The organism is Aphanothece sacrum FPU1 (assembly GCF_003864295.1).
Taxonomy (GTDB): domain Bacteria; phylum Cyanobacteriota; class Cyanobacteriia; order Cyanobacteriales; family Microcystaceae; genus Aphanothece_B; species Aphanothece_B sacrum.
In genome coordinates this window covers 288,925-308,840 of record NZ_BDQK01000017.1, presented here as the reverse complement: position 1 = coordinate 308,840, position 19,916 = coordinate 288,925, and the positions used below count along the sequence as shown (strand labels likewise).

Here is a 19,916-nt window from a genome sequence, read left to right as displayed (position 1 = left end):
TAAAATTTATTAGTTTTTTCTCAAAATTATAGCCGTGTCTAACCCACCCTACGAATTATTAATTTAATGTTCAGACTAAGCACGGAAATAATGAGGTAATGATTTAATGGGAAGATTATCAAATATATCTGGAAAAGTGGATAATACAGACCAAATATGTTAGGATTATAAGATGCCAAAAAAGATAAGAGAATTAAAACAAATATTACAAAAAGCAGGATTTACACTCTTACCTAAACGGGGAAAAGGCAGTCATTCTTACTGGGTTCATCCCCTTATAATAAATCCTGTAGTCCTTTCTGGTAAAGATAGTAAAGATGCCCAACCTTATCAAGAAAAAGATGTCCTAGCAGCAGTTAAAGAATTAGAACAATTAGAACAAGGGGATGAATCATGAAGTATAGCATTTTAATTCAATGGTCTGAGGAAGATAGTTCATATATTGCCAGTTTACCGGAATGGGGTAAATATGCTCGAACTCACGGGAAAACCTATGAAGAAGCTCTTGAAAATGCTAAAGAAGTTTTAGAGGATTTAATATATGCTTATAATCAAGTGAATAAACCTTTACCAACTCCACAGATGCTACAGTTAGCTTAAAAGATTATTTGTCCATCAATAATTTAAAGATTGTTAATGATTAACAACAAGCTTTATAACATCTTTATTCCCCATAAAATACCACCTAATCCTAATAATAAAAAAGTCAACCAATCACCAAATTTAACATATAAAGTTTGAGTATCTCTTGTATAAATTATATCTTGATGTACTTCATAAGTGTTAATATCAGATATCCATAAATTTTGTCCATGAGGATTAACAATACCAGAATATCCCGTATTAGTTACTCTGGCTATCCATCTATCAGTTTCAATCGCTCTAATAACATCTTGAGCATGATGTTGAGCGGGCATTATTTGACTATAATGAGCATTATTAGAAGCAGTAACAATAAATTCTCCTCCTGCTTTTGCTTGACGGCGAAAATGTTCACTAAAAGCTGATTCATAACAAATTCCTACTATAGCTTGACCGAAAGAAGTCTTAAAGATTTGATCGGTTTTACCTGCTATTAAATGACTATCTAAGGGAGAAAGTCGATCAATAATTTTACCTAAAATATTCTCAAAGGGAATATATTCACCCAAAGGAACTAATTTTATTTTATCAAAGCGACTTAATATTTGACCATATTTATCTATCGAGAATAAACTATTTGTATAACTCCCATTTTTAAACCCAAATGCACCTAATAATACAGGTACTTTTTTCTTGATAATTGCTGGATAAAACGAGCTATTATTAACAATATAATTCCAATCAAAAGGTAACGCAGTTTCTGGAGTAATTACTAGGTCAACCCCTTGATTTGCTAATTTTTCATAACCTTTTGTATAACCTTCAATCGCCCTACGCCATCCTTCAGGATACAATTTAATAGTATTGGGAATATTTCCCTGAATAATACCTACTTTAATCGCTGTTTTATCGGAGTTAATAAAAGGAGTATTATATAAAAATGAGCCGAGTAAATGTAAACCTATAAATAGGCTCAAAGAAGTTATTAAAAAAATAATAGACTGACGAATATTTTTATGATTATTGTGATATAATATAAGACCTTCTGCTATTAAAGCATTCACTACAATAATACTTGCCGTTATAGTTGAATAGCCAGAGAATTTACTAAGTTGTAAAATAGCTAAATTATGAGGACTTTGAGTATAAGATAGGGAAGTCCACCATAAAGCCCCCTGACTCCAAAACCATTCTAAAAAACACCAAATAGCGACTCCCCATATAATTCGGGAAACAGACTTAAACCAAGGAGATTTTAACCATAATTTTCCAGGTTTACCTAAATCCAAAAAACGAATTAAAATAGACCAAGTTACAACTAATATAGCACCCCAAATAGAAATAAATAACCAACAAAAAATAGCAATTAATAAACTTGCTAACCAAGGAACACCCATCCAAGTCATAGGATGGATTCCCGTAATCCAAAAAATAGCAAAGCCATGATAAGCTAAACCCCAAATAAAAGCTATTAAAGTTTTTTCATTAAAAATAAAAGATTTTATCGTGAACTTTACTTTATTTTCTTGATAAAATATCAAAAACCACAGAGGAATTAACGCTATCCAAGCTAAATAAAACAGAGAAAATGGGGCAGTTGATAACCCCATTAATAAGCCACTTAAACCCGCTATGATAATTTGCATTTGTATGTTAAAAAACAGAAGTTCTATTTTCTCACAAATCAAATAGGATTGCTATAGTTATTACTGTTCATAAGAGGGAAATAAATCACGAGGAAAATCTTCTGCTGCTAGACAAGTATCTAATGCTTTAACAGGAGTCATATCAGGAACACCTCGACTTGTAGCAATAACACATTCAGAATAAAAACCAGGTCTTAAACTCAGACGACAAGAATTTAATAAACTTAATAAAGTAGACTCTTTTGCTTCAGAATTAGCTTCTGATCTCGAAATTGCTGGAATACCATTATAAACATCGGCCACACAATTTCCTAAATCAATAGGCCGTCTGACTTGATAACAAGCTAACATCACTTTTTCCCCTGGAATACGAGTTGCTGCATAAATCATAGAAACACATTCAGATAATTCTTTAGGAATTAACGCATCTGCACAAGCAGTGGCAGCTTTATCTCTAGAGACCCCATGAATAGCCATCTCCTGGATACACACATCAAACTGATTCCAATCACTATTAGCATAAACTGAAGAAGGGGGCAATGCCAAGACGAATAAACCCACAGGTAGGGGTAAAATGGCAGCTAAACGACTCACTTTTCTTAATAATGTCATCATAGTGTTTAAGTTAATGATTTACAGACGATTAATAATTCATATAGGATCTTAAACATAGAATCAGGGAAGATCAAGGGTAATTACAATTTGTTTAACAAAGGTAAGGGTCAACGGCCGTTGACCCCTACAATTAATTTATAAGTGATTAGACTCGCTCATTTTTCCTAAATACTTGCGTAAATAGGGAGAAAAAACCTCATATATGAGGGTTAAAGGTTTGCGATCATGCCAAAATAAGTAATGTCGTCCCCAAAATGGCCCTTTTTCTTGAAATGCCTTTTCTAATGCGAGAGAATGACCATAATAAATGCCTTGAATATCCCGATATAATTCCGTATGTAACCGTGAAAGACTCTCCCAGATAGGTAAAGAACGATTTTGTAAATAGTCATCCACATGATTTGCATCCCACCAAGACGCAGCATAAGCGAGTCTTTGTCCCGATGCTGTTCGTAACCAAACTTGCCGTCTTAAGCGAGGTTCCGATATAATATCTACTTGATTAGGGGCCCCATCATTGTTTTTCCCAATGGTAGACATATCAATGAGATCTACTTCCGTTTTTTCGGTGGTTAATAACTGTAAATAGCGTGTTGGGGAACCATCCCCCAATAATAATATTTGCCAAGCAGGGGATAATTGATGATGAGGGAGTCCTTGTTTAACATTTGTTTCATCACCCTGCCAAATTAGATCTAGAGCGTGCCATTGATCGGTTACAGTATTGTTATGATTAGGTTGCAAAATTGCTGTCACGGTTTGTTACAAAACTTTATTTATCTTTAAGTTTATCATATTAGATAAAACTTGTAGGATGGGTTAGCGCAGCGTAACCCATCACCAAAATTTGATAAATGATGGGTTACGGGGCGGGTTTATCTAATATACTGGTTATAACCTGAAATTTGGGCAAAAAAACACCCGTACAAGAATTTTAAGTGTAGGGGCGGGTTTATTTAATATATTGGTTATAACCTGAAATTTGGGCAAAAAAAACACCCGTAGGGGAATTTTAGGTGCAATAAATTAAGCTAATTAGGTAAAATGTTCGGATTTATCGCCTTAAATAAGCCATTAGGTTTAACATCTCATGATTGTGTCGCGCAAGTGAGAAGATTGTTAAGAATTAAGAAGGTTGGACACGGGGGAACGCTTGATCCTTTGGCAACAGGAGTATTACCGATCGCAGTTGGTAAAGCGACTCGTCTTTTGCAGTTTTTGCCAGAAAATAAGGCTTATCGGGCTATAATTCGCTTTGGTACACAAACTACGACAGATGATCTTGAAGGAGAAGTAATTCAATGTCAACCGACTCCTAATTTAACTTCAGAAGACATTAAACCGTTTTTATGCGAATTTATCGGCAAAATTGAACAAATACCCCCCGCTTATAGTGCGATTCAACAGGGAGGAAAACGATTATATGAGTTAGCAAGACAGGGTAAAACCGTAGAAGTCCCAGTAAGAACAGTCGAAATTACTAAAATTGATGTTTTAAATTGGTATCCAGGGGAATTCGGAGAATTAGAGGTCTTGATTTATTGTGGCCCAGGGACGTATATTAGAGCGATCGCTAGAGATTTAGGAGAAAAGCTGCAAGTAGGGGGAACTTTAGCGGGTTTAGAACGGACAGAAAGCTGTGGAATGAAATTATCTGATAGTGTTAGTTTAGAACAATTAAAAATTGAGGTTGAACAAGGAAATTTTACCCCAATTTCTCCAGAATTAGGATTAAAACATTTAATAGGTGTCAGCTTATTAGAAATACAAGGACAAAGATGGTGTCAAGGACAAAAAATTGCCTATCCGTCTTTTAATGGTGTTTCTGTTCCTCAAATTGTACGAGTTCATGAGGAAGGAGAAAAGTTTCTAGGAATGGGTGAGATAGTGTTAGGAGAAACTGGTCAAATTCTCATTCCTAAAGTTGTTATGTGAAATTTTAATAGATTCCTGGTTCTATCGGACAAACTATGCTAAATTAATAATTAATGACAGACTCAAGTCTGATCCTATAAAGACTAAGTCCGCCTGCGCGGACTAAATTCTAGGTTGCGTAGGCAACCTTTGTTTGTATAGCTTAACTGTTTAGAGTTAAGATCTATCTGAATATTTAGATTCTCAAGTTGCAGCATAGACTAACCATAAAAGGGTTAAATTGTTATAGAAAACTGTCTAGGTAAACTAACTTATTTTTTAGAAATCACCCAAACAGCGTGAACAACACCAAGAATGTAGAAACCAAAAATAGTTAACAATAAATTAATCCAAAAATCTTTGCCTAACCCAACTTGTAGAAAAACACCAAGGGGAGGCAAAAAGATAGCACAAATAATGCGAATCAGATCACTCATAGTATTTACGTCTTAAGTAAGTTTGGATAACGAAGACTATTATAACAAAGAATCTCCTGGACAAACATGGTATTTTTGTTTTTAATAGATATTTGAGATTCATTATTTTTAAGCCACATCATCCCGATAGAACGAGCAAAATTTTTAGTCTATCCAATTTTCTAACTTCAGATTAGGAACACGGGTAAACTCTTTGATATTATTAGTTATTAGTATTAAATCCAAAGCGACTGCTTGTGCAGCTATTAACATATCCATTGCACCAATAATCATTCCTTCTCTCTCTAGATTAGCTCTAATTTGACCATAAATAACTGTGGCATTAACATCAAAAGAAACAATTTCTAGAGGAATTAAAAACTGAGTCAGCGCAACTTTATTTTTTTCTAAATGTTGACTTTTATAAACTCCATACTTCAATTCTGCCACAGTAATAGAAGAAACTCCAATATCACCCGGTTCGATATTTTTGAATTTTTCAAAAACCTTGAAAGGCTTCTTTTTGATCAAATAAATACATATATTAGTATCTAGTAAATATTTCATTCAAATAAATCCTCTCTTACTTGTAAATTTAATTGATCTCTATCCTCCATAAAATCTTCAGAAAATAGTTCTAAGCTATTAAATAAAGATTCCCAAGGATTATTTTGGGGAGTTAACACTATTGTATTGCCAATTTTTGTGATATAAACTTCATTTCCTGGCAAATAATATTCATTAGGTAAAATAATAAATTGTTGATTATTTTCTGTAATTATTTTTGCAGTATTCATACTTGATTGATGTTGGTGTTATGTTCAAAAGATAAATCTATTCTAGAATAAATTCTACTTTTTTCCACTTAAATCTAACATGGTCATCAAAAAAAATAAAATTATGGGACTGACATCCTAAAGGAGCAAGCGTTATGCTGAGAGCAAGGATAAAAAACTACCTTGTTAACCGTATAAAGTGTCAGGAGAAGCAACTATGTTTAAGTTTAATACAGGCAAATCTCAAATCAGTGCTACCTTAGCCCTTTTAATAGGAATTACAACTCTTGTGCCGTTATATCCCTTCAAACCAGCAACGGCCCAATTATTGCCTCAACCGGGTAATTCAATTCCTAATAATTCTCGTGGTATTAATATTCCCGCAGGAACCAGAATTCCTGTAACTTTTGAGCAAGAAAAAATCTTAGTCAGCAAAACAGAAACCGTTCCTTTGACCCTACAAATTGCGGCTAATTTAAAAGATCGTAGTGGCAATATTTTAGTTCCGGCCGGCAGTCAAATTATCGGTCAACTGCAACCCGCTAACGGTGGTTCTCAATTTGTGGCCCAAGAAATTATCATTCAAAATCAACGATATCCCTTTGATGCTACCTCTCAAGTCGTAACTACCACCGAAACCATTAACGAAGGGGCCAGTGTTGGAGAAATTTTAGGAGGGGCCGCTGCTGGGGCCGGGGCCGCCGCTATTATTGCAGCAGTCACTGGAGATAATGAGATTGATGCCTTAGAAGTTTTAGCGGGGGCTGCCGTTGGAACCCTTGCAGGATGGGCTTTACCGACATCTGGAGTATTAGGAGGAAGTCAAAATGAAGTCATTTCCATTGATCCTAATCAAGATTTAACGTTAACCTTACAATCAAGTCTCAATTTAGCCTCCAATAATAATCGGTTTCGTTACCGTAATGGTCGGACTTTGGGACTCAGATAACTCGAAATTGGCTAGGAACATCATCTTAATCCAATCGGTCACAAGATCAGATTGCCATAAGTGTAATTCCCTACGCTAATATTTACTAAAATCAAACCTCTAATAAGTTTATAGAAAAGCCATGAAATTGAATTTACCTTTAAAACTGGCGACCTTAGCCACTGTTACCCTTTCTAGTGTATTACCCTTTAATACCCCGGTTAAAGCTTCAGGTTTCCAGGAAACGGCCGTTGAACAAACTAAAGTTATTGCTATTGCCAGACCTTATGGAGAAGGCAAATATGACTTATTAGTGATTGAACAAATTCCAGGTAAACGGGAATGTTGGGCAGAAACAGGCGCAAATCCCGTCTTAGTAGAACCTTTATTACTTAATTACGATTTTACCGGAATTTGTCGCCGCTCAACCGATAGTAATGGCTATTCTATTCGCTTAGATGGTAATGACTTAGGACTCAATTATTTATTGCGTGTAGTTCCTCGTGATGGAGAATTAGTCTTAGTAGGAACTCCTCGGGCCGGAAATTACAGCGAAATCGTCTTAGGTAGTACTAAGGGTTTAGCTTCTGGATTTATGAAGATTATACTCAATCCGGGGTGGCAATTTACTAAACGTTCTTATGAAGGAAAGATATTAGGACACTTCTATTTTAGTGCTACTCAAACCGCCCTTGCTTCAGGTGGTCAAACTACTGGAACTGTTCCTACACAAACTCCTAACCCTGTGGCCAATAATGGTTCGACTACTCTGTTAGCTGATATCAATACCAATGTTTACAAAAACAATATTGAGAAAGCGGTGTCGATGGGTTTAGTTGCGGGTTTTGAAGATAATACCTTCCGTCCCCAACAAAATGTTACTCGTGAACAGTTAATTTCTATGGCAGTTGATGCTATTGGAACGGTTTATAAAGTAGATTTAGAAGCTCAACCAAAACGGGATATGATTCCTTTTAAGGATGTGGATGGTTCCCGTTGGAGTGCCAAGAAAATTAAATGGGCCCAATGGAATTTTATGAATATTGGTAATCCTAATAATACCTTACAACCTACTGAGCCTATTACTCGCGCTGAATTAATTGATACCATGCGTCGCATGGCCATTCATCTCAAAAATCAACTTAATTTACCACGAGAACTGCAACAAACTCAGCAACCTGTTCAATTTTCTGATATTTCAGGAAGTTGGGCTGAAGGTGTCATTACTCAAATGTCAGGTTATTGTGGTATAGCGACTGCTATCGATGAAAAAGGCACTAAATTTGCTCCTGATAGTAAAGCCACTCGTGACTATACTGCGGCGGTTATGGTACGGGTATTAGAATGTGTGAAAGCAGAAGCCAAACAAGCGAATGCAACAATTAAGTAATATAGGTTAACGTGGGGTGGGCATTGCCCACCCTACCAATTGATAATTGATTAATTGAATACAAGTAGGTTGGGTTGAGGAACGAAACCCAACACCACACAATACAATTTATACCTATTTTATCCGTTAAAATTAACAAGATTCAACAGCAGCTAAAAGCATTATGAATTATCAAAATATTATTACAATTGAACCTGATAAACGCGGAGGTAAACCTTGTATTCGACGAATGCGAATTACAGTTTATGATGTCTTAGGATGGTTAGCATCTGGGATGTCTCAGGATGAAATTGTAGATGATTTTCCCGAATTGACAAAAGAAGATATTAAAGCTTGTTTAGAATTTGCGGCTGATCGTGAACATCGTTTTGTTGTGTCTAAAGGTGTTAATTGAAGCTATTATTTGATCAAAATTTGAGTCGTAAGTTAGTCATTCGTTTAGCCAATATTTTCCCTAATTCTAGTCATGTTCAGTTTCATGGGTTAGCAGAAGAAACGGATACGGTTATCTGGGAGTTTGCGAAAATGAATGACTTTTGCATTGTGACTCAAGATGTTGATTTTGCAGAAAGAAGTCGTTTATATGGTTCTCCTCCTAAAGTAATCTGGTTAAGGTGTGGAAATGCACCCACTTATGAGGTAGAATTGTTGCTTTATTCTGGACAAGAAGCCATCCAAAAGCTTTTTAATAATCCTAATTTACATTGTTTAGAGCTTTTTTAACAGTAAAAATAAGTAAGTAATATAGTTGTTATTATCTTAAATATTCTGTAATTCCATCCGCGATCGCGTCTGCTAATTTTTGTCGATAACTAACACTGGATAAGTTACGATTATCAATATTTCCGGTGACAAACCCCACCTCTACTAAAGCTGAAGGCATTTCAGTTCTTCGTAATACATAAAACCGGGCCTGTCGTACCCCTCGATTTTCTGTCACTCGTACTTGTCTAAGTAAACTACGATGAATAGCTAAGGCTAAACGATAACCAGAAGAATAATAATAGGTTTCGAGGCCATTAACCTGACTATTATTACCTCCCACCGCATTAGCATGGATACTTATAAATACATTTGCATTCACTTGATTTGCCTGTTGAACTCTACTTGCTAAAGAGACAAAAGAATCGCCTGAACGAGTCATTATAACCCCTATACCCCGTTTCTTAAGAATTTTAGCGACTTCTGAAGCAATAGATAAAACGACCCCTTTTTCTTCTAACCCGCTTAGTCCAACGGCCCCCGGATCTTGTCCTCCATGGCCTGCATCTATGACCACAGTATAACGAGAATTACCCCCAGGAGTTGGGGTAGACACAGGAACCGCGATCGCTACGGGTTCTTCTTCAGAAGGTAAGGAATAAACCCCTAGAGGCTGAAATTTAGCCAACTGGACAAACCAACGGTTAGGGGCTAAACTACGTACTCTGACTTCCCAAGGACGCATAGAATATTGGGGCCCCAATTCTACTACAATACGAGTAGTATAGGCAGTTACTTGTCCGACTCGTACTTCCCGCACATAACCGCTAATGTCTCCTTGGCGAATACTTGGTTGTTCGAGTTGAACTCCTGGTAAGTCAATAATTAGACGGGTAGGGTTAGAGATCATTTCTGCTTTGGGACGTATATCATCTTGAGTAACAATTTCTAGGCGATTTTGTTCAACATCAAAATCCCAATAGTCTAAACTATTAGCATTCACAGAAATACAGATAGTTTGAGATATAACCACTCCCCAAACTATTTGTTGAAATTGTTTCATGTTAAAAACACCTCACACTAAATAAATAATAAATAATAAATCGTAGGGGCGGGTTTTTTCCTAAAATTAAGGTTTTTAACCAATATTTTCATAAACCCGCCTGCACATAAATCGTAGGGGCGGGTTTTTTCCTAAAATTAAGGAGTTTATCAGGGTTTTAGGCTTTTAGGACTTACACAAACCCTACTTAAATACGCTTTGACACTCTCGCCGCTAACCGCTTGGGCGGTGTAGCGGGAGATTCCTGATTCAACGAGCGATGCTTTCTAATACAAGTACCAGCGAGTCTTATTCACTCTCCACAGGCTTAAAATTCCGTCTGTCCGGCGGTATTTATTGACAGTATTCTTAATCCTTCTGCTCTGATATTTTTAGCTGCGTTTTCGTCTCGGTCATGGTGAGTTTGACAATTAGGACAAACCCAATCTCTGATGCTTAAATTTATCAAATTATTTTTGAATCCGCAGCAAGAACAGGTTTTTGTACTTGGATAAAATCTGTCAACTTGAACAAGTTTCCCCCCCTCTCTTTCTAGCTTGTAGCTTAAGAAGTTTAGTAACATACCAAATCCAGCATCAAGTATTGATTTAGCTAATTTGGTACGCGCTAATCCTTTTATACAAAGGTTTTCTGCTACAATGACTTGGTTTTCGTCAACGAGCTTTCTTGAGAGTTTGTGGAGAAAATCTTGTCTAGTATTAGTAATTTTTTCGTGAACAAGAGCGACTTCTTTAATCGCTTTTCTACGGTTGTTAGAACCCTTGGTTCTACGAGATAATTTCTGTTGTCTCCTTTTTAATCGTTTGGCATATTTTCTAGTTGGTTTAATTGGGTCAACCTTATAAGTTGTTTCACCATCAAAGACTGTCACTAGGCTAGATAAGCCTAAATCAATTCCTGAGACTTTAGAGGTTTTATTGATGATTAAATCGTCAGATTCAAATAAAATAGAGGCAAAATATTTACCTGTACTTGTTTTTGAAACTGTCACTGACTTAATCTTTCCTAAAATCTCTTTTGAAAGTTTAGCTTTAACAATCCCCAGTTTTGGGAGCTTTAAACCGTTGTTATTAAGAGAACAACCTTCAGGGTAACGGATTGATTGTTGTTTATATTTACTCTTAAACTTAGGAAATTTAGCCCTTTTAGAAAAGAAATTTTTAAAAGCAGCTTCTAAGTTTTTGAGTGCCTGTTGTAAGGTGGCAGCCGTTGATTCTTGCAACCATTCAAAATCAGGGAGCTTTTTTAGCTGAGTTAGGTCTTTTGCCATTTGGCAATAAGTCATCCCAATCCCAGTTTCTTGATACTGATTGTTAGTCTTATTTAAGTAAAAATTATACACAAATCTTGCACAGCCTAAATTTCGATTTAAGGCAATTTCTTGTGGCTGATTTGGATAAATTCTGACTTTTAAGACATTTAACACGGCTTTCGACCTGTTGTGTTACATTAGCCAGTGTAACACTTAACGCTTTAATATGTCAAACGCTTACAATCATGGATTTAGATCGGTCTACAGACTTAACGCTCATATTGTTTTTGTCGTTAAATACAGAAAACAGGCTATCAGTGAACCTATACTGTCTAGACTTCAAGAAATCTTTAAAGACACTTTAAATAAATGGGATTGTGAATTACTAGAATTTAATGGCGAGTCCGACCATGTTCATTTGCTCATTGACTACAAACCCGATAAACCTTTATCTACTTTAATCGGTAATTTAAAAACTGTTAGTAGTAGGTTGATACGAAAAGAAAACCCTGACTTGTCTAAGAAATACTTTTATGGAAAACCTTATTTTTGGACAGGCTCTTATTTTGTGGCAAGTTGTGGTGGCGTAACTGTTGAACAACTTAAAAATTATGTTGAAAACCAAAATTCCCCTAAGAAATAAGGACTCCCTACGGTCGGTTTATTTGTTGGCAAAAATTCATCTCACCGCTAACCGCTTAGGCGGTGTAGCGGGAGTCCTCTTTTTGCATTTTAGATAGATAGTGGGATGCGTTGGGAACACATCCTACGTTTAGTGTCCTTGCGTAAGTCCTAGCTTTAAAAGTCGAGGTTTTGTGGTTTTTCAATCATGGTGCAAGATCTTAGATAAACCCGCCCGCTAATTCCCAAACCATCGATAATAAAAGATTAGGATAAGTTAGAAGCGAGACAATAATGAACAGTAATAACGCACTAAAAGTCGGTATATTAGGATTTGGTGGCCTTGGACAAGCAGCAACCAGGGTTTTGTCCCCAAAACAAGAAATGCTTTGGGTGGCAGCAGCAGATCTTAAAGGTTATGCTTATTGTGAGACAGGATTAGATCCTGATACAGCGATCGCCACCTATCATCAACAAGGCTCAATCGGCTATGTTGAACCTTATGGAACCCTCAGCAACCATAGTATCCAAGAGTTACTAGAAAATGCCACTGTTGATGGTTATTTCTTGGCTTTACCCAACCTTCCTAATACTTTTATGGCAGATGTGGCCAGACAATTTATTGCTTCTGGGTGGAAAGGAGTCTTAGTTGATGCCCTCAAACGTACCAGTGCAGTTGAACAATTGTTACAACTCCAAGACGAATTAAAAGCGGCTGGAATTACTTATATGACCGGATGTGGGGCGACTCCTGGACTCTTAACTGCTGCTGCTGCGATCGCGGCTCAAAGTTATACAGAAATTCACAGTGTTAAGATTACCTTTGGGGTAGGTATTGCCAATTGGGAAGCTTACCGCGCTACAATTCGGGAAGATATTGCCCATTTACCCGGTTTCGACGTAGAAAAAGCCAGGGCCATGACCGATGCAGAAGTAGAGGCATTTTTAGACAAAACTAATGGCATTCTTACCCTAGAGAATATGGAACACGCTGACGATATTATGTTGGAGTTGGCCGGCATTTGTTCACGCGATCGCGTTACAGTTGGGGGTATTGTGGATACTCGCAACCCGAAAAAACCATTAAGTACCAATGTCAAAGTTACTGGACGCACTTTTGAGGGGAAAATTTCAACCCATACCTTTACTTTAGGGGATGAAACCAGTATGGCAGCTAATGTGTGTGGCCCAGCATTTGGTTATCTTAAAGCGGGAATATCCTTACATCGTCGCGGAATTTATGGTTTATTGACCGCAACCGAAGTTATGCCCCAATTTGTCAAATAAAAAGGTAACTTAGGTTTTTAAAATCTATAAAATGGTTTTTAAAAACTGAGGATAGGGTTGAGTTTCAGCTTTTCCTATCCTCATGATCTTTGTTCAGGCCTCCCATATCTATATGTATAAAACCATTGGGAATGTCTAATTTAAAACACTCACAAAGTAATAACCTTATTATTTTTACTCGTTATCCTGAACCTGGAAAAACGAAAACCCGTTTAATTCCTGCTTTGGGGGCGCAAGGGGCAGCAAATCTACAACGTCAACTAACTGAACATACTGTAAAAGAAGCCAAAAAACTTTTCCCAAATATTACTATATCTATTTATTATACAGGACAAAATCAACAAGTAATGCAAGATTGGTTAGGAGATAATTTAACTTATTATACTCAGGCAAATGGAGATTTAGGAAATCGTATGAAGTCGGCATTTACCGACTCTTTTAACTTAGGTTTCTCTAAGGTTATTATCATTGGTATTGATTGTCCTGATCTCAATATTACCATTTTACAACAAGCATTTAGTTGTTTAGATAATCATGATTTAGTATTAGGAGAAGCCGCCGACGGTGGTTATTATTTAATAGGATTAAAACGAGTCATTCCCGAAGTTTTTCAAAATATTCCTTGGGGAACATCTCAAGTATTATCAATAACCAAAAATATCGCCAAAAAAATCAATTTAAGCACTTATATTTTACCCATTTTATCTGATATTGATCGTCCTGAAGATTTGCCAATATGGAAAAAACATCAACCATAAGCTAAAATTTATTTAAACTGGCTTTGAGGAGTGCCAAAGGGCAGTAAATTATAGCTTTTGCCCGTAATTTCATCCTATAAAATTTAGATAATGTTAGTTTATTAATCCAGAAAAGTGAATCTTTGCTACAATCAGGTTGTACAACCGCCATAAACCTATTAAGGAATATTGTTAATTTATGGATGCTACCCTACTGATTGTTCAGACCCTACAAAACTTTATTAATATCTACCTGGTTTTGATCTTCATTAGAATCTTGCTGTCTTGGTTTCAAACGGCTGAGTGGGCCACGAGTACCATGTCTTTCTTAAGTCCGATTACTGATCCTTATCTTAACATTTTCCGATCTGTGATTCCTCCTTTGGGTGGCATGGATTTTTCTCCCATTTTAGCCATTATACTTCTCCAATTTCTATCCTCAGCCCTCACAGGGGTATTGTAAGTGTCTACATCAAAGTAAATTACGTGAACTACCCCACCTACTATCAGTATAGGTGGGTACTTCTGCGAAAATTCCTAAAAAATAGGAGTAACTTTTCCAGTAAACCCAGAAGCTTTAAATTGTTTTAATTTTAAAGGGGTTGGTTGATCAGAGGGAACACTAATTCTAACCTCAAATTCACTGACCCCTGGAGGAATTTCGGGAATGGAACCTACCCGACTCCGATTTTGTAAAATAGGTTCGTTATTAGCATCATAAATACGACCAAAAACATCAGCATCATATAGGGTTTTACCAGAGGGATTGTTCGCTTTTCCTGTAATTAGATAACAACTTGCCGGTAAACTTGAACCCCCACTGGTAACAGTCCCTTTAGCTAATTCTGGAGGACAATCTTTATAAGAAATATCTAATAATTTAACCGAAGTTAAGGCCATAGCAGAAGGAGTGATCACCCAACTAGATAACCACAAGAGACAAGAAACGAGCAAAATTGTCAGCTTTCGAGATATCATAAATTTTTTGTCTTTTAGTTTATATAAAAAAACGGGTTATTATATACACCCGCTTTCTTACTCTTTATTTTAATCAAGTTTTGGCTTTTTCGGTAATAACAGTTAAATATCATCGATAACTCGATCATTAATTTATGACTCCTTAAATTACCTTAGATGTTATGCTTGTTCTAGCCAATCATAAATGCGATCTAATTCTTTTAGGTTAATTAGACCATATTGCCAAAGTAACATAGGTAAAGGCCCTTGTGTTTGTTCTACAGATTTTTGAGCGATCGCAATAGAATCATGAGAAAGAGATAATTCTTCTTCTAAGAAGCGTAAAAAGTGAGCGTAAGTGGTGCTTGACATAGTTTTTCTAGGTTAATCTAAATTAGCTATTGTGTCTCTTTTAACAGAGTTGAGTGACATCTAACTTCACCGTCTTGAGCAACATTTCCGTAACAGAAGACCTTTTTTGTATCTTCCTTTAGGTGTTATTACTTGGGGAAAATCTTGCTAATTAGCTAAATAATCACAACAAGGGAGTTATCCACTCACAAAAGGAAACTTGTTTTAAATCTCACACCACTCATGAACTAGAATATTGACTCATCATCTTTCTAATTCATAATTACGACATAGTACCCGCAATTTTAGCATCCAAGATCAAAAAATGCCTTAATATTTGCAAAACTTTAACATGGTTAACTGTATGACTAAAAAGTGATATGTTAGATAATATTCTTATACTGAGTCATTTGTTGTAATGTCGGACAAGCTGAAACCAGACTGGGCTGGTGATGATCTCCTCTCTCGCTTAGTGAATCTGATGATTCAAACTAAGCCTATATATCGTGTCATGAAACACCAGGCACGACAAGTTATCATTAAAACTGCGGAAAAAAATGGCATTTCTTGGAGAGATAATTGTCAAGTTTTAGAACAATCTCCCGCCAAAAGCTTATTATCTCAAATAACTAATCCTAACGTCACTTATCCTGATTATTATTTGCTTCCCTTTCATGCTTATGATGAAGGTAATTTGTGTTGGCAAGCTGCCTTTGAAGCCATGTCAGCTACCCAGTCTTTAGGACTAAGAATCTGGAAAAATGAAAATCTAACTTGGGAAGTCGCACAAGAACGATTAAGGAATAGTTTTCATGATATTTTAGACTCTTATAGTCCCCCAATAGTTAACAACATACTTGATATTGGTTGTGGAGTAGGTGTCTCAACAAAAACCCTTCATTCCTATTATCAGAAACGACAAGATAATCTGTCTGTACAAACCATAGGCTTAGATTTATCTCCTTATATGTTAGCCGTGGCTAAAGTAACCGATGAAAACCAAGAAATCGACTGGAAACATGGGTTAGCAGAAGGGACAGAATTTGAGGATAATTCTTTTGATGTGGTGACACTTCAATTTATCCTTCATGAATTACCTCGTCAAGCCACTAAGGCTATTTTTCAAGAAATACGGCGTATTTTACGTCCTGGAGGTGTATTAGGAATTGTGGATAATAATCCTGGTTCCAAAGTAATTCAAAATCTCCCTGCGGCTTTATTTTTGTTGATGAAAAGTACAGAACCTTGGAGTGATGATTACTACACTTTTGATGTGGAAAAAGCGTTAATAGAATTAGGGTTTGATTATCAAATAACCCTTCCTAGTGATCCTCGTCATCGAACAATTGTAGCGACTAAATCGGAGGCGTTGCACAGTTACGGGATGATTTATAATTAAGGAGAAAATTTTCTGGCAGCGATCGCGGCTAAAATTACAAACTTTAAAAATTAGGAAAAAGTTAAATCATCCCGTAGTGATGCAACGCCGGTAAAGAAAAAGCTACTCATACCTTGACATTCCTTGTTAAACCTAGCTAGACTGAATAAGTCATTGGTTAGGTCAAGCATGAAATATGTCACCCCCAAAGAAGCGTGCGAGTATCTCGGAGTTTCAATCTCAACTCTTAGAAGATGGGACTCTGAAGGCAAGATCAGATCAATTAGAACACCAGGAGGGCAAAGACGATTCTGTGTTCATGAATACGAACAGAAAGCTAAACCAACTGTTCTCTATGCAAGAGTCTCTACCCATGGACAAAAAGATGACCTTGAGAGACAAGCTGAGTTTTTACGCCAAGCATACCCAAATGCAGAACTTGTACGGGAAATTGGAAGCGGACTCAATTTTAGGCGGAGAAAGTTTGTCGCCATTTTGGAGCGAATATACAAAGGCGATATCGGATGCTTTGTCTGTACCTATCCCGACAGAGCGGTTAGATTTGGATTCCCACTTATTGAGTGGCTCTGTCAACAAGCAGGATGCGAACTCGTGGTTCTCAATGAGCTTAACCTGTCTCCAGAGCAAGAACTCGTCGAAGATATTCTGTCCATCCTCCAGAGATTATGGATATTAAAGACGGCTTTGTAGGTACAGTTGGTAATACTCCCTTAATTCGCCTCAATAGCTTTAGTGAAGAAACCGGATGTGAAATTTTAGGAAAGGCTGAATTTCTTAATCCTGGGGGTTCTGTCAAAGATAGGGCCGCTTTGTATATGATTAGGGATGCAGAAGAAAAAGGCTTACTCAAACCAGGGGGAACGGTTGTTGAAGGAACCGCAGGGAATACAGGTATTGGGTTAGCCCATATTTGTAACGCTAAAGGCTATAAATGCCTGATTATCATTCCTGATACCCAATCTCAGGAAAAAATTGACCTTTTAAGAACTTTGGGTGCAGAAGTCCGTACTGTTCCGGCCGTTCCCTACAAAGATCCGAATAATTATGTTAAGCTATCAGGGAGAGTGGCCCAAGAGATGGAAAATGCGGTTTGGGCTAATCAATTCGACAATTTAGCCAACCGTCTGGCCCATTATGAAACCACTGGCCCCGAAATTTGGCAGCAAACAGACGGTAAAATTGATGCTTGGGTAGCCTCGACAGGAACCGGTGGAACTTACGCAGGGGCAGCCCTATTTCTCAAGGAAAAGAACCCTAATATTAAGTGTGTGGTTGCTGACCCTATGGGCAGTGGATTATATAGTTATATCAAAACGGGAGAAATTACTCTAGAAGGCAATTCTATTACGGAAGGCATCGGCAATAGTCGGGTTACGGCTAATATGCAAGGGGTTCCTACTGATGATGCCATTCAAATTAACGATCATGAGGCCATACGGGTAGTTTATCAATTATTGCATCAAGATGGGCTGTTTATGGGCGGTTCAGTAGGAATTAATGTGGGGGCCGCGATCGCATTAGCCAAACAAATGGGGCCAGGCCATACCATTGTAACGGTTTTGTGTGATGGTGGGGCCCGTTATCAATCTCGTTTGTATAATCGGGAATGGTTAGCTTCTAAAGGTTTATCAATTGATTAGCATTTATCTGCACGGTTTTATTCTACCGATTAAAAGACCCCTAAGTTACAGGGGTCAATTAATGATACCTTAGTAAGAATACTTGTTTGTCACTGAAAGGAGACTAACTTAAGTGCGGATGACTTGAGTATCAGGGTTGACAAGTCTTAGAAGTTTTTGCTTAATCTGAGCATCGAAAACTTCCCATTTAAGCTTAGTATAGTCGCTGCTGTCGTTACTTCCCCCTAAAAACCCCATAGCAATTTCAAATCCGCCTGCCATTTCTCGTCCTCCTCCATAGTAACGTCCTTGCGCGTCTTTGCCCAAGGCTTCTTTAAGAAATTCATCGGGATCTAAGGTCAGCTTATTAGTGCGTAGGGAACCGATCACCACTTCGATATCATTATCTTGATCGTGTATAATTCCGTAAACTACAGCAGTATGTATATTTTCTTCTGTGACCAAAAAATCAGCCGCTTGCGGGATAGCATCTCGATCTTCATACCGTAAGTAACCCACTCCTGCTATGGAAAAATTGTTTTGAATCATACGGTTTTTGAGCGATCGCTCAATCACATCCATAACACGACGCGAGCGCGCTGATTGTAACACGGCGTTAAGTAATTGACAGTCATAGATCCGTGACAAATAAGCCGCGGCCAGTAAATCTTCTTCTTGAGCTTGGAGTAAATTATTAGTATCAGAGCGAATACCGTGCATTAAAGCGGTGGCACATTTAATATGAATAGGATTATTACTATTAAACTCTAATAATCCTGCTTGTAAATATTGAGTTAATATAGTGGCCGTTGCTCTAATTTTTGGACGCAAATCTATAAATTCAGCCTTGATATTTCCTTGAGGATTATGATGATCAATAACAATAACAATAGGAATTTTAGCTTGTTTTACCAAGGGCATTAATTGACTGGTATTACCTTGACTATCTACTAAAACACAGCCTTGATAAATGGATAAATCTCGTTCTTTGAGAGTATTAATACTCCAACGTTTAGCGGGTAATCCGGTTAGTCTAACTAGGGCAATATTTTCTTGATGAGAAAGAGTTCCTGCGTAGACAATATCACATTCAATGTCATAAGTTTGAGCAATTAATTGATAAGCCCAGGCACTCGATAAAGCATCAGGATCAGGAAAATCCTGAATCACCACAATATGTCGTTCACCCCGATGATCTTCTAACGTTTGTTGCAGTTTTTGAGTTAATTTACTCAAAGAAACATGCTGATTAGTATTGCTTAACTCTGGACTAGAATGAGTTCCATTATTGTTCTCAACTTTAGTCAATGTTGAGTTCAACTTTGTTTCTGGGGGATTATGGCCAGTTGGTGACAATAACGTTGATTTCATCTGATAATAATTGGCTAGACGTTCTTCAAGGAGGGAATTTCTTAATTTTTGTGAGACTGTTAGGGTTACGGTTTGAGATTGCCCCTAACCGATAAAGACAAAGGTAGCTTGATGAAGTCTAAAAGGTACGGTCGTCTTTTAACCGTATATTTGACTACTTTATTAGATTAACTCAGGTTATCTTTTTATTAATATTATACCTTATTTTTATCCCTAATTTGTCAAAGAATAAACCATAAATTCTTGCTTTTTTTTTAAGAGTATTATCTGCAAGGAAGCAATATGAGCTA

Annotated in this window: 25 protein-coding genes; 14 read left to right on the top strand and 11 right to left on the bottom strand. The window is 37.0% G+C overall.

Annotated elements, in window-relative coordinates; translation table 11 throughout:
- The first annotated feature begins 172 nt into the window (after positions 1-172).
- Together AsFPU1_RS21505 and AsFPU1_RS21500 are read left to right on the top strand one after the other, a co-directional pair.
- Positions 173-397: a type II toxin-antitoxin system HicA family toxin gene (locus AsFPU1_RS21505; RefSeq protein ID WP_124975904.1), complete on the top strand. Its 225-nt coding sequence runs from the start codon at positions 173-175 to the stop codon at positions 395-397.
- The gene (locus AsFPU1_RS21500) at positions 394-600 is read left to right on the top strand and encodes a type II toxin-antitoxin system HicB family antitoxin (RefSeq protein WP_124975906.1); all 207 of its coding nucleotides are present in this window, start codon (positions 394-396) and stop codon (positions 598-600) included. Before AsFPU1_RS21505 ends, AsFPU1_RS21500 begins: the two co-directional genes overlap by 4 nt.
- Positions 601-653: 53 nt before the next feature.
- Here the strand turns inward: AsFPU1_RS21500 and lnt are convergent, their stop codons facing one another.
- The 3 genes from lnt to AsFPU1_RS21485 all read right to left on the bottom strand — a co-directional run bounded on the left by lnt (position 654) and on the right by AsFPU1_RS21485 (position 3,599).
- The gene (gene lnt, locus AsFPU1_RS21495) at positions 654-2,228 is read right to left on the bottom strand and encodes an apolipoprotein N-acyltransferase (RefSeq protein WP_124975908.1); all 1,575 of its coding nucleotides are present in this window, start codon (positions 2,226-2,228) and stop codon (positions 654-656) included.
- A gap of 60 nt (positions 2,229-2,288) precedes the next feature.
- Positions 2,289-2,843 carry a hypothetical protein gene (locus tag AsFPU1_RS21490; protein ID WP_172957531.1) on the bottom strand — a complete coding sequence of 185 codons (555 nt, stop codon included), beginning with the start codon at positions 2,841-2,843 and terminating at the stop codon, positions 2,289-2,291.
- A gap of 135 nt (positions 2,844-2,978) precedes the next feature.
- Positions 2,979-3,599, bottom strand: coding sequence for a chorismate lyase (locus tag AsFPU1_RS21485; RefSeq protein ID WP_124975912.1), 621 nt, complete (start codon positions 3,597-3,599; stop codon positions 2,979-2,981).
- A 288-nt stretch (positions 3,600-3,887) separates the two neighbouring features.
- Here AsFPU1_RS21485 and truB point away from each other — a divergent pair, with 288 nt between their 5' ends.
- On the top strand, positions 3,888-4,778 hold the full coding sequence (gene truB / locus AsFPU1_RS21480) for a tRNA pseudouridine(55) synthase TruB (RefSeq protein ID WP_124975914.1): 891 nt from the start codon (positions 3,888-3,890) through the stop codon (positions 4,776-4,778).
- Between the two features lie 251 nt (positions 4,779-5,029).
- Here the strand turns inward: truB and AsFPU1_RS21475 are convergent, their stop codons facing one another.
- The 3 genes from AsFPU1_RS21475 to AsFPU1_RS21465 form a co-directional block, all read right to left on the bottom strand.
- The gene (locus AsFPU1_RS21475; RefSeq protein WP_124975916.1) at positions 5,030-5,194 is read right to left on the bottom strand and encodes a YqaE/Pmp3 family membrane protein; all 165 of its coding nucleotides are present in this window, start codon (positions 5,192-5,194) and stop codon (positions 5,030-5,032) included.
- Positions 5,195-5,338: 144 nt separating this feature from the next.
- On the bottom strand, positions 5,339-5,740 hold the full coding sequence (vapC, locus tag AsFPU1_RS21470) for a type II toxin-antitoxin system tRNA(fMet)-specific endonuclease VapC (protein ID WP_124975918.1): 402 nt from the start codon (positions 5,738-5,740) through the stop codon (positions 5,339-5,341).
- A complete protein-coding gene (locus AsFPU1_RS21465; protein WP_124975920.1) occupies positions 5,737-5,970 on the bottom strand; it encodes an antitoxin in 234 nt (77 codons plus the stop codon). Before AsFPU1_RS21465 ends, vapC begins: the two co-directional genes overlap by 4 nt.
- A gap of 196 nt (positions 5,971-6,166) precedes the next feature.
- Between AsFPU1_RS21465 and AsFPU1_RS21460 the strand changes: the two genes are divergently transcribed.
- The 4 genes from AsFPU1_RS21460 (at position 6,167) to AsFPU1_RS21445 (ending at position 8,990) form a co-directional block, all read left to right on the top strand.
- Positions 6,167-6,898, top strand: a complete 732-nt coding sequence (locus AsFPU1_RS21460) for a hypothetical protein (protein WP_124975922.1) — start codon at positions 6,167-6,169, stop codon at positions 6,896-6,898.
- Between the two features lie 121 nt (positions 6,899-7,019).
- Positions 7,020-8,267: a DUF3747 domain-containing protein gene (locus AsFPU1_RS21455; protein ID WP_124975924.1), complete on the top strand. Its 1,248-nt coding sequence runs from the start codon at positions 7,020-7,022 to the stop codon at positions 8,265-8,267.
- A 163-nt stretch (positions 8,268-8,430) separates the two neighbouring features.
- Positions 8,431-8,661: a DUF433 domain-containing protein gene (locus AsFPU1_RS21450; RefSeq protein WP_124975926.1), complete on the top strand. Its 231-nt coding sequence runs from the start codon at positions 8,431-8,433 to the stop codon at positions 8,659-8,661.
- Positions 8,658-8,990, top strand: coding sequence for a DUF5615 family PIN-like protein (locus tag AsFPU1_RS21445; RefSeq protein WP_124975928.1), 333 nt, complete (start codon positions 8,658-8,660; stop codon positions 8,988-8,990). The genes AsFPU1_RS21450 and AsFPU1_RS21445 overlap by 4 nt, the downstream gene beginning before the upstream one ends.
- 31 nt (positions 8,991-9,021) lie before the next feature.
- Here the strand turns inward: AsFPU1_RS21445 and AsFPU1_RS21440 are convergent, their stop codons facing one another.
- A complete protein-coding gene (locus AsFPU1_RS21440; protein ID WP_124975930.1) occupies positions 9,022-10,032 on the bottom strand; it encodes an N-acetylmuramoyl-L-alanine amidase in 1,011 nt (336 codons plus the stop codon).
- Positions 10,033-10,339: 307 nt separating this feature from the next.
- A complete protein-coding gene (locus AsFPU1_RS21435; protein WP_227873431.1) occupies positions 10,340-11,458 on the bottom strand; it encodes an RNA-guided endonuclease InsQ/TnpB family protein in 1,119 nt (372 codons plus the stop codon).
- Between the two features lie 52 nt (positions 11,459-11,510).
- Between AsFPU1_RS21435 and tnpA the strand changes: the two genes are divergently transcribed.
- The 4 genes from tnpA to AsFPU1_RS21415 all read left to right on the top strand — a co-directional run bounded on the left by tnpA (position 11,511) and on the right by AsFPU1_RS21415 (position 14,392).
- Positions 11,511-11,927 (top strand): IS200/IS605 family transposase, encoded by a 417-nt coding sequence (gene tnpA, locus AsFPU1_RS21430; RefSeq protein ID WP_124973012.1) that lies wholly within the window; start codon positions 11,511-11,513, stop codon positions 11,925-11,927.
- Between the two features lie 272 nt (positions 11,928-12,199).
- Complete coding sequence (gene bioU / locus AsFPU1_RS21425; protein WP_124975709.1) at positions 12,200-13,192, top strand: (S)-8-amino-7-oxononanoate synthase BioU; 993 nt, start codon at positions 12,200-12,202, stop codon at positions 13,190-13,192.
- Between the two features lie 131 nt (positions 13,193-13,323).
- Positions 13,324-13,950 (top strand): TIGR04282 family arsenosugar biosynthesis glycosyltransferase, encoded by a 627-nt coding sequence (locus AsFPU1_RS21420; RefSeq protein ID WP_124975711.1) that lies wholly within the window; start codon positions 13,324-13,326, stop codon positions 13,948-13,950.
- A gap of 178 nt (positions 13,951-14,128) precedes the next feature.
- Positions 14,129-14,392, top strand: a complete 264-nt coding sequence (locus AsFPU1_RS21415) for a YggT family protein (RefSeq protein WP_124975713.1) — start codon at positions 14,129-14,131, stop codon at positions 14,390-14,392.
- 74 nt (positions 14,393-14,466) lie between these two features.
- On the opposite strand, the gene AsFPU1_RS21410 is transcribed toward AsFPU1_RS21415, so the two are convergent.
- Together AsFPU1_RS21410 and AsFPU1_RS21405 are read right to left on the bottom strand one after the other, a co-directional pair.
- The gene (locus AsFPU1_RS21410; RefSeq protein ID WP_124975715.1) at positions 14,467-14,907 is read right to left on the bottom strand and encodes a hypothetical protein; all 441 of its coding nucleotides are present in this window, start codon (positions 14,905-14,907) and stop codon (positions 14,467-14,469) included.
- A 159-nt stretch (positions 14,908-15,066) separates the two neighbouring features.
- Positions 15,067-15,258 (bottom strand): DUF2949 domain-containing protein, encoded by a 192-nt coding sequence (locus tag AsFPU1_RS21405; protein WP_124975717.1) that lies wholly within the window; start codon positions 15,256-15,258, stop codon positions 15,067-15,069.
- 397 nt (positions 15,259-15,655) lie between these two features.
- Between AsFPU1_RS21405 and AsFPU1_RS21400 the strand changes: the two genes are divergently transcribed.
- From AsFPU1_RS21400 to AsFPU1_RS21390, 3 genes are all read left to right on the top strand, one after another.
- Positions 15,656-16,636, top strand: coding sequence for a class I SAM-dependent methyltransferase (locus AsFPU1_RS21400; protein ID WP_124975719.1), 981 nt, complete (start codon positions 15,656-15,658; stop codon positions 16,634-16,636).
- A 168-nt stretch (positions 16,637-16,804) separates the two neighbouring features.
- Entirely contained in the window at positions 16,805-17,326 is a 522-nt protein-coding gene (locus tag AsFPU1_RS21395; RefSeq protein WP_227873557.1) for an IS607 family transposase, read from the top strand.
- On the top strand, positions 17,302-18,276 hold the full coding sequence (locus AsFPU1_RS21390; protein ID WP_124975721.1) for a cysteine synthase A: 975 nt from the start codon (positions 17,302-17,304) through the stop codon (positions 18,274-18,276). Before AsFPU1_RS21395 ends, AsFPU1_RS21390 begins: the two co-directional genes overlap by 25 nt.
- Positions 18,277-18,384: 108 nt before the next feature.
- Here the strand turns inward: AsFPU1_RS21390 and AsFPU1_RS21385 are convergent, their stop codons facing one another.
- Positions 18,385-19,626, bottom strand: coding sequence for a DHH family phosphoesterase (locus tag AsFPU1_RS21385; RefSeq protein ID WP_124975723.1), 1,242 nt, complete (start codon positions 19,624-19,626; stop codon positions 18,385-18,387).
- Between the last annotated feature and the right edge of the window lie 290 nt (positions 19,627-19,916).

What these genes read in the sequence shown, in the direction of transcription:
- AsFPU1_RS21505 (WP_124975904.1), top strand. Translation starts at nt 173, where the DNA reads ATGCCAAAAAAGATAAGAGAATTAAAACAAATATTACAAAAAGCAGGA.
- AsFPU1_RS21500 (WP_124975906.1), top strand. Translation starts at nt 394, where the DNA reads ATGAAGTATAGCATTTTAATTCAATGGTCTGAGGAAGATAGTTCATAT.
- lnt (WP_124975908.1), bottom strand. Translation starts at nt 2,228, where the DNA reads ATGCAAATTATCATAGCGGGTTTAAGTGGCTTATTAATGGGGTTATCA.
- AsFPU1_RS21490 (WP_172957531.1), bottom strand. Translation starts at nt 2,843, where the DNA reads ATGATGACATTATTAAGAAAAGTGAGTCGTTTAGCTGCCATTTTACCC.
- truB (WP_124975914.1), top strand. Translation starts at nt 3,888, where the DNA reads ATGTTCGGATTTATCGCCTTAAATAAGCCATTAGGTTTAACATCTCAT.
- AsFPU1_RS21475 (WP_124975916.1), bottom strand. Translation starts at nt 5,194, where the DNA reads ATGAGTGATCTGATTCGCATTATTTGTGCTATCTTTTTGCCTCCCCTT.
- vapC (WP_124975918.1), bottom strand. Translation starts at nt 5,740, where the DNA reads ATGAAATATTTACTAGATACTAATATATGTATTTATTTGATCAAAAAG.
- AsFPU1_RS21465 (WP_124975920.1), bottom strand. Translation starts at nt 5,970, where the DNA reads ATGAATACTGCAAAAATAATTACAGAAAATAATCAACAATTTATTATT.
- AsFPU1_RS21460 (WP_124975922.1), top strand. Translation starts at nt 6,167, where the DNA reads ATGTTTAAGTTTAATACAGGCAAATCTCAAATCAGTGCTACCTTAGCC.
- AsFPU1_RS21455 (WP_124975924.1), top strand. Translation starts at nt 7,020, where the DNA reads ATGAAATTGAATTTACCTTTAAAACTGGCGACCTTAGCCACTGTTACC.
- AsFPU1_RS21450 (WP_124975926.1), top strand. Translation starts at nt 8,431, where the DNA reads ATGAATTATCAAAATATTATTACAATTGAACCTGATAAACGCGGAGGT.
- AsFPU1_RS21440 (WP_124975930.1), bottom strand. Translation starts at nt 10,032, where the DNA reads ATGAAACAATTTCAACAAATAGTTTGGGGAGTGGTTATATCTCAAACT.
- tnpA (WP_124973012.1), top strand. Translation starts at nt 11,511, where the DNA reads ATGTCAAACGCTTACAATCATGGATTTAGATCGGTCTACAGACTTAAC.
- bioU (WP_124975709.1), top strand. Translation starts at nt 12,200, where the DNA reads ATGAACAGTAATAACGCACTAAAAGTCGGTATATTAGGATTTGGTGGC.
- AsFPU1_RS21420 (WP_124975711.1), top strand. Translation starts at nt 13,324, where the DNA reads ATGTCTAATTTAAAACACTCACAAAGTAATAACCTTATTATTTTTACT.
- AsFPU1_RS21415 (WP_124975713.1), top strand. Translation starts at nt 14,129, where the DNA reads ATGGATGCTACCCTACTGATTGTTCAGACCCTACAAAACTTTATTAAT.
- AsFPU1_RS21410 (WP_124975715.1), bottom strand. Translation starts at nt 14,907, where the DNA reads ATGATATCTCGAAAGCTGACAATTTTGCTCGTTTCTTGTCTCTTGTGG.
- AsFPU1_RS21405 (WP_124975717.1), bottom strand. Translation starts at nt 15,258, where the DNA reads ATGTCAAGCACCACTTACGCTCACTTTTTACGCTTCTTAGAAGAAGAA.
- AsFPU1_RS21400 (WP_124975719.1), top strand. Translation starts at nt 15,656, where the DNA reads ATGTCGGACAAGCTGAAACCAGACTGGGCTGGTGATGATCTCCTCTCT.
- AsFPU1_RS21395 (WP_227873557.1), top strand. Translation starts at nt 16,805, where the DNA reads ATGAAATATGTCACCCCCAAAGAAGCGTGCGAGTATCTCGGAGTTTCA.
- AsFPU1_RS21390 (WP_124975721.1), top strand. Translation starts at nt 17,302, where the DNA reads ATGGATATTAAAGACGGCTTTGTAGGTACAGTTGGTAATACTCCCTTA.
- AsFPU1_RS21385 (WP_124975723.1), bottom strand. Translation starts at nt 19,626, where the DNA reads ATGAAATCAACGTTATTGTCACCAACTGGCCATAATCCCCCAGAAACA.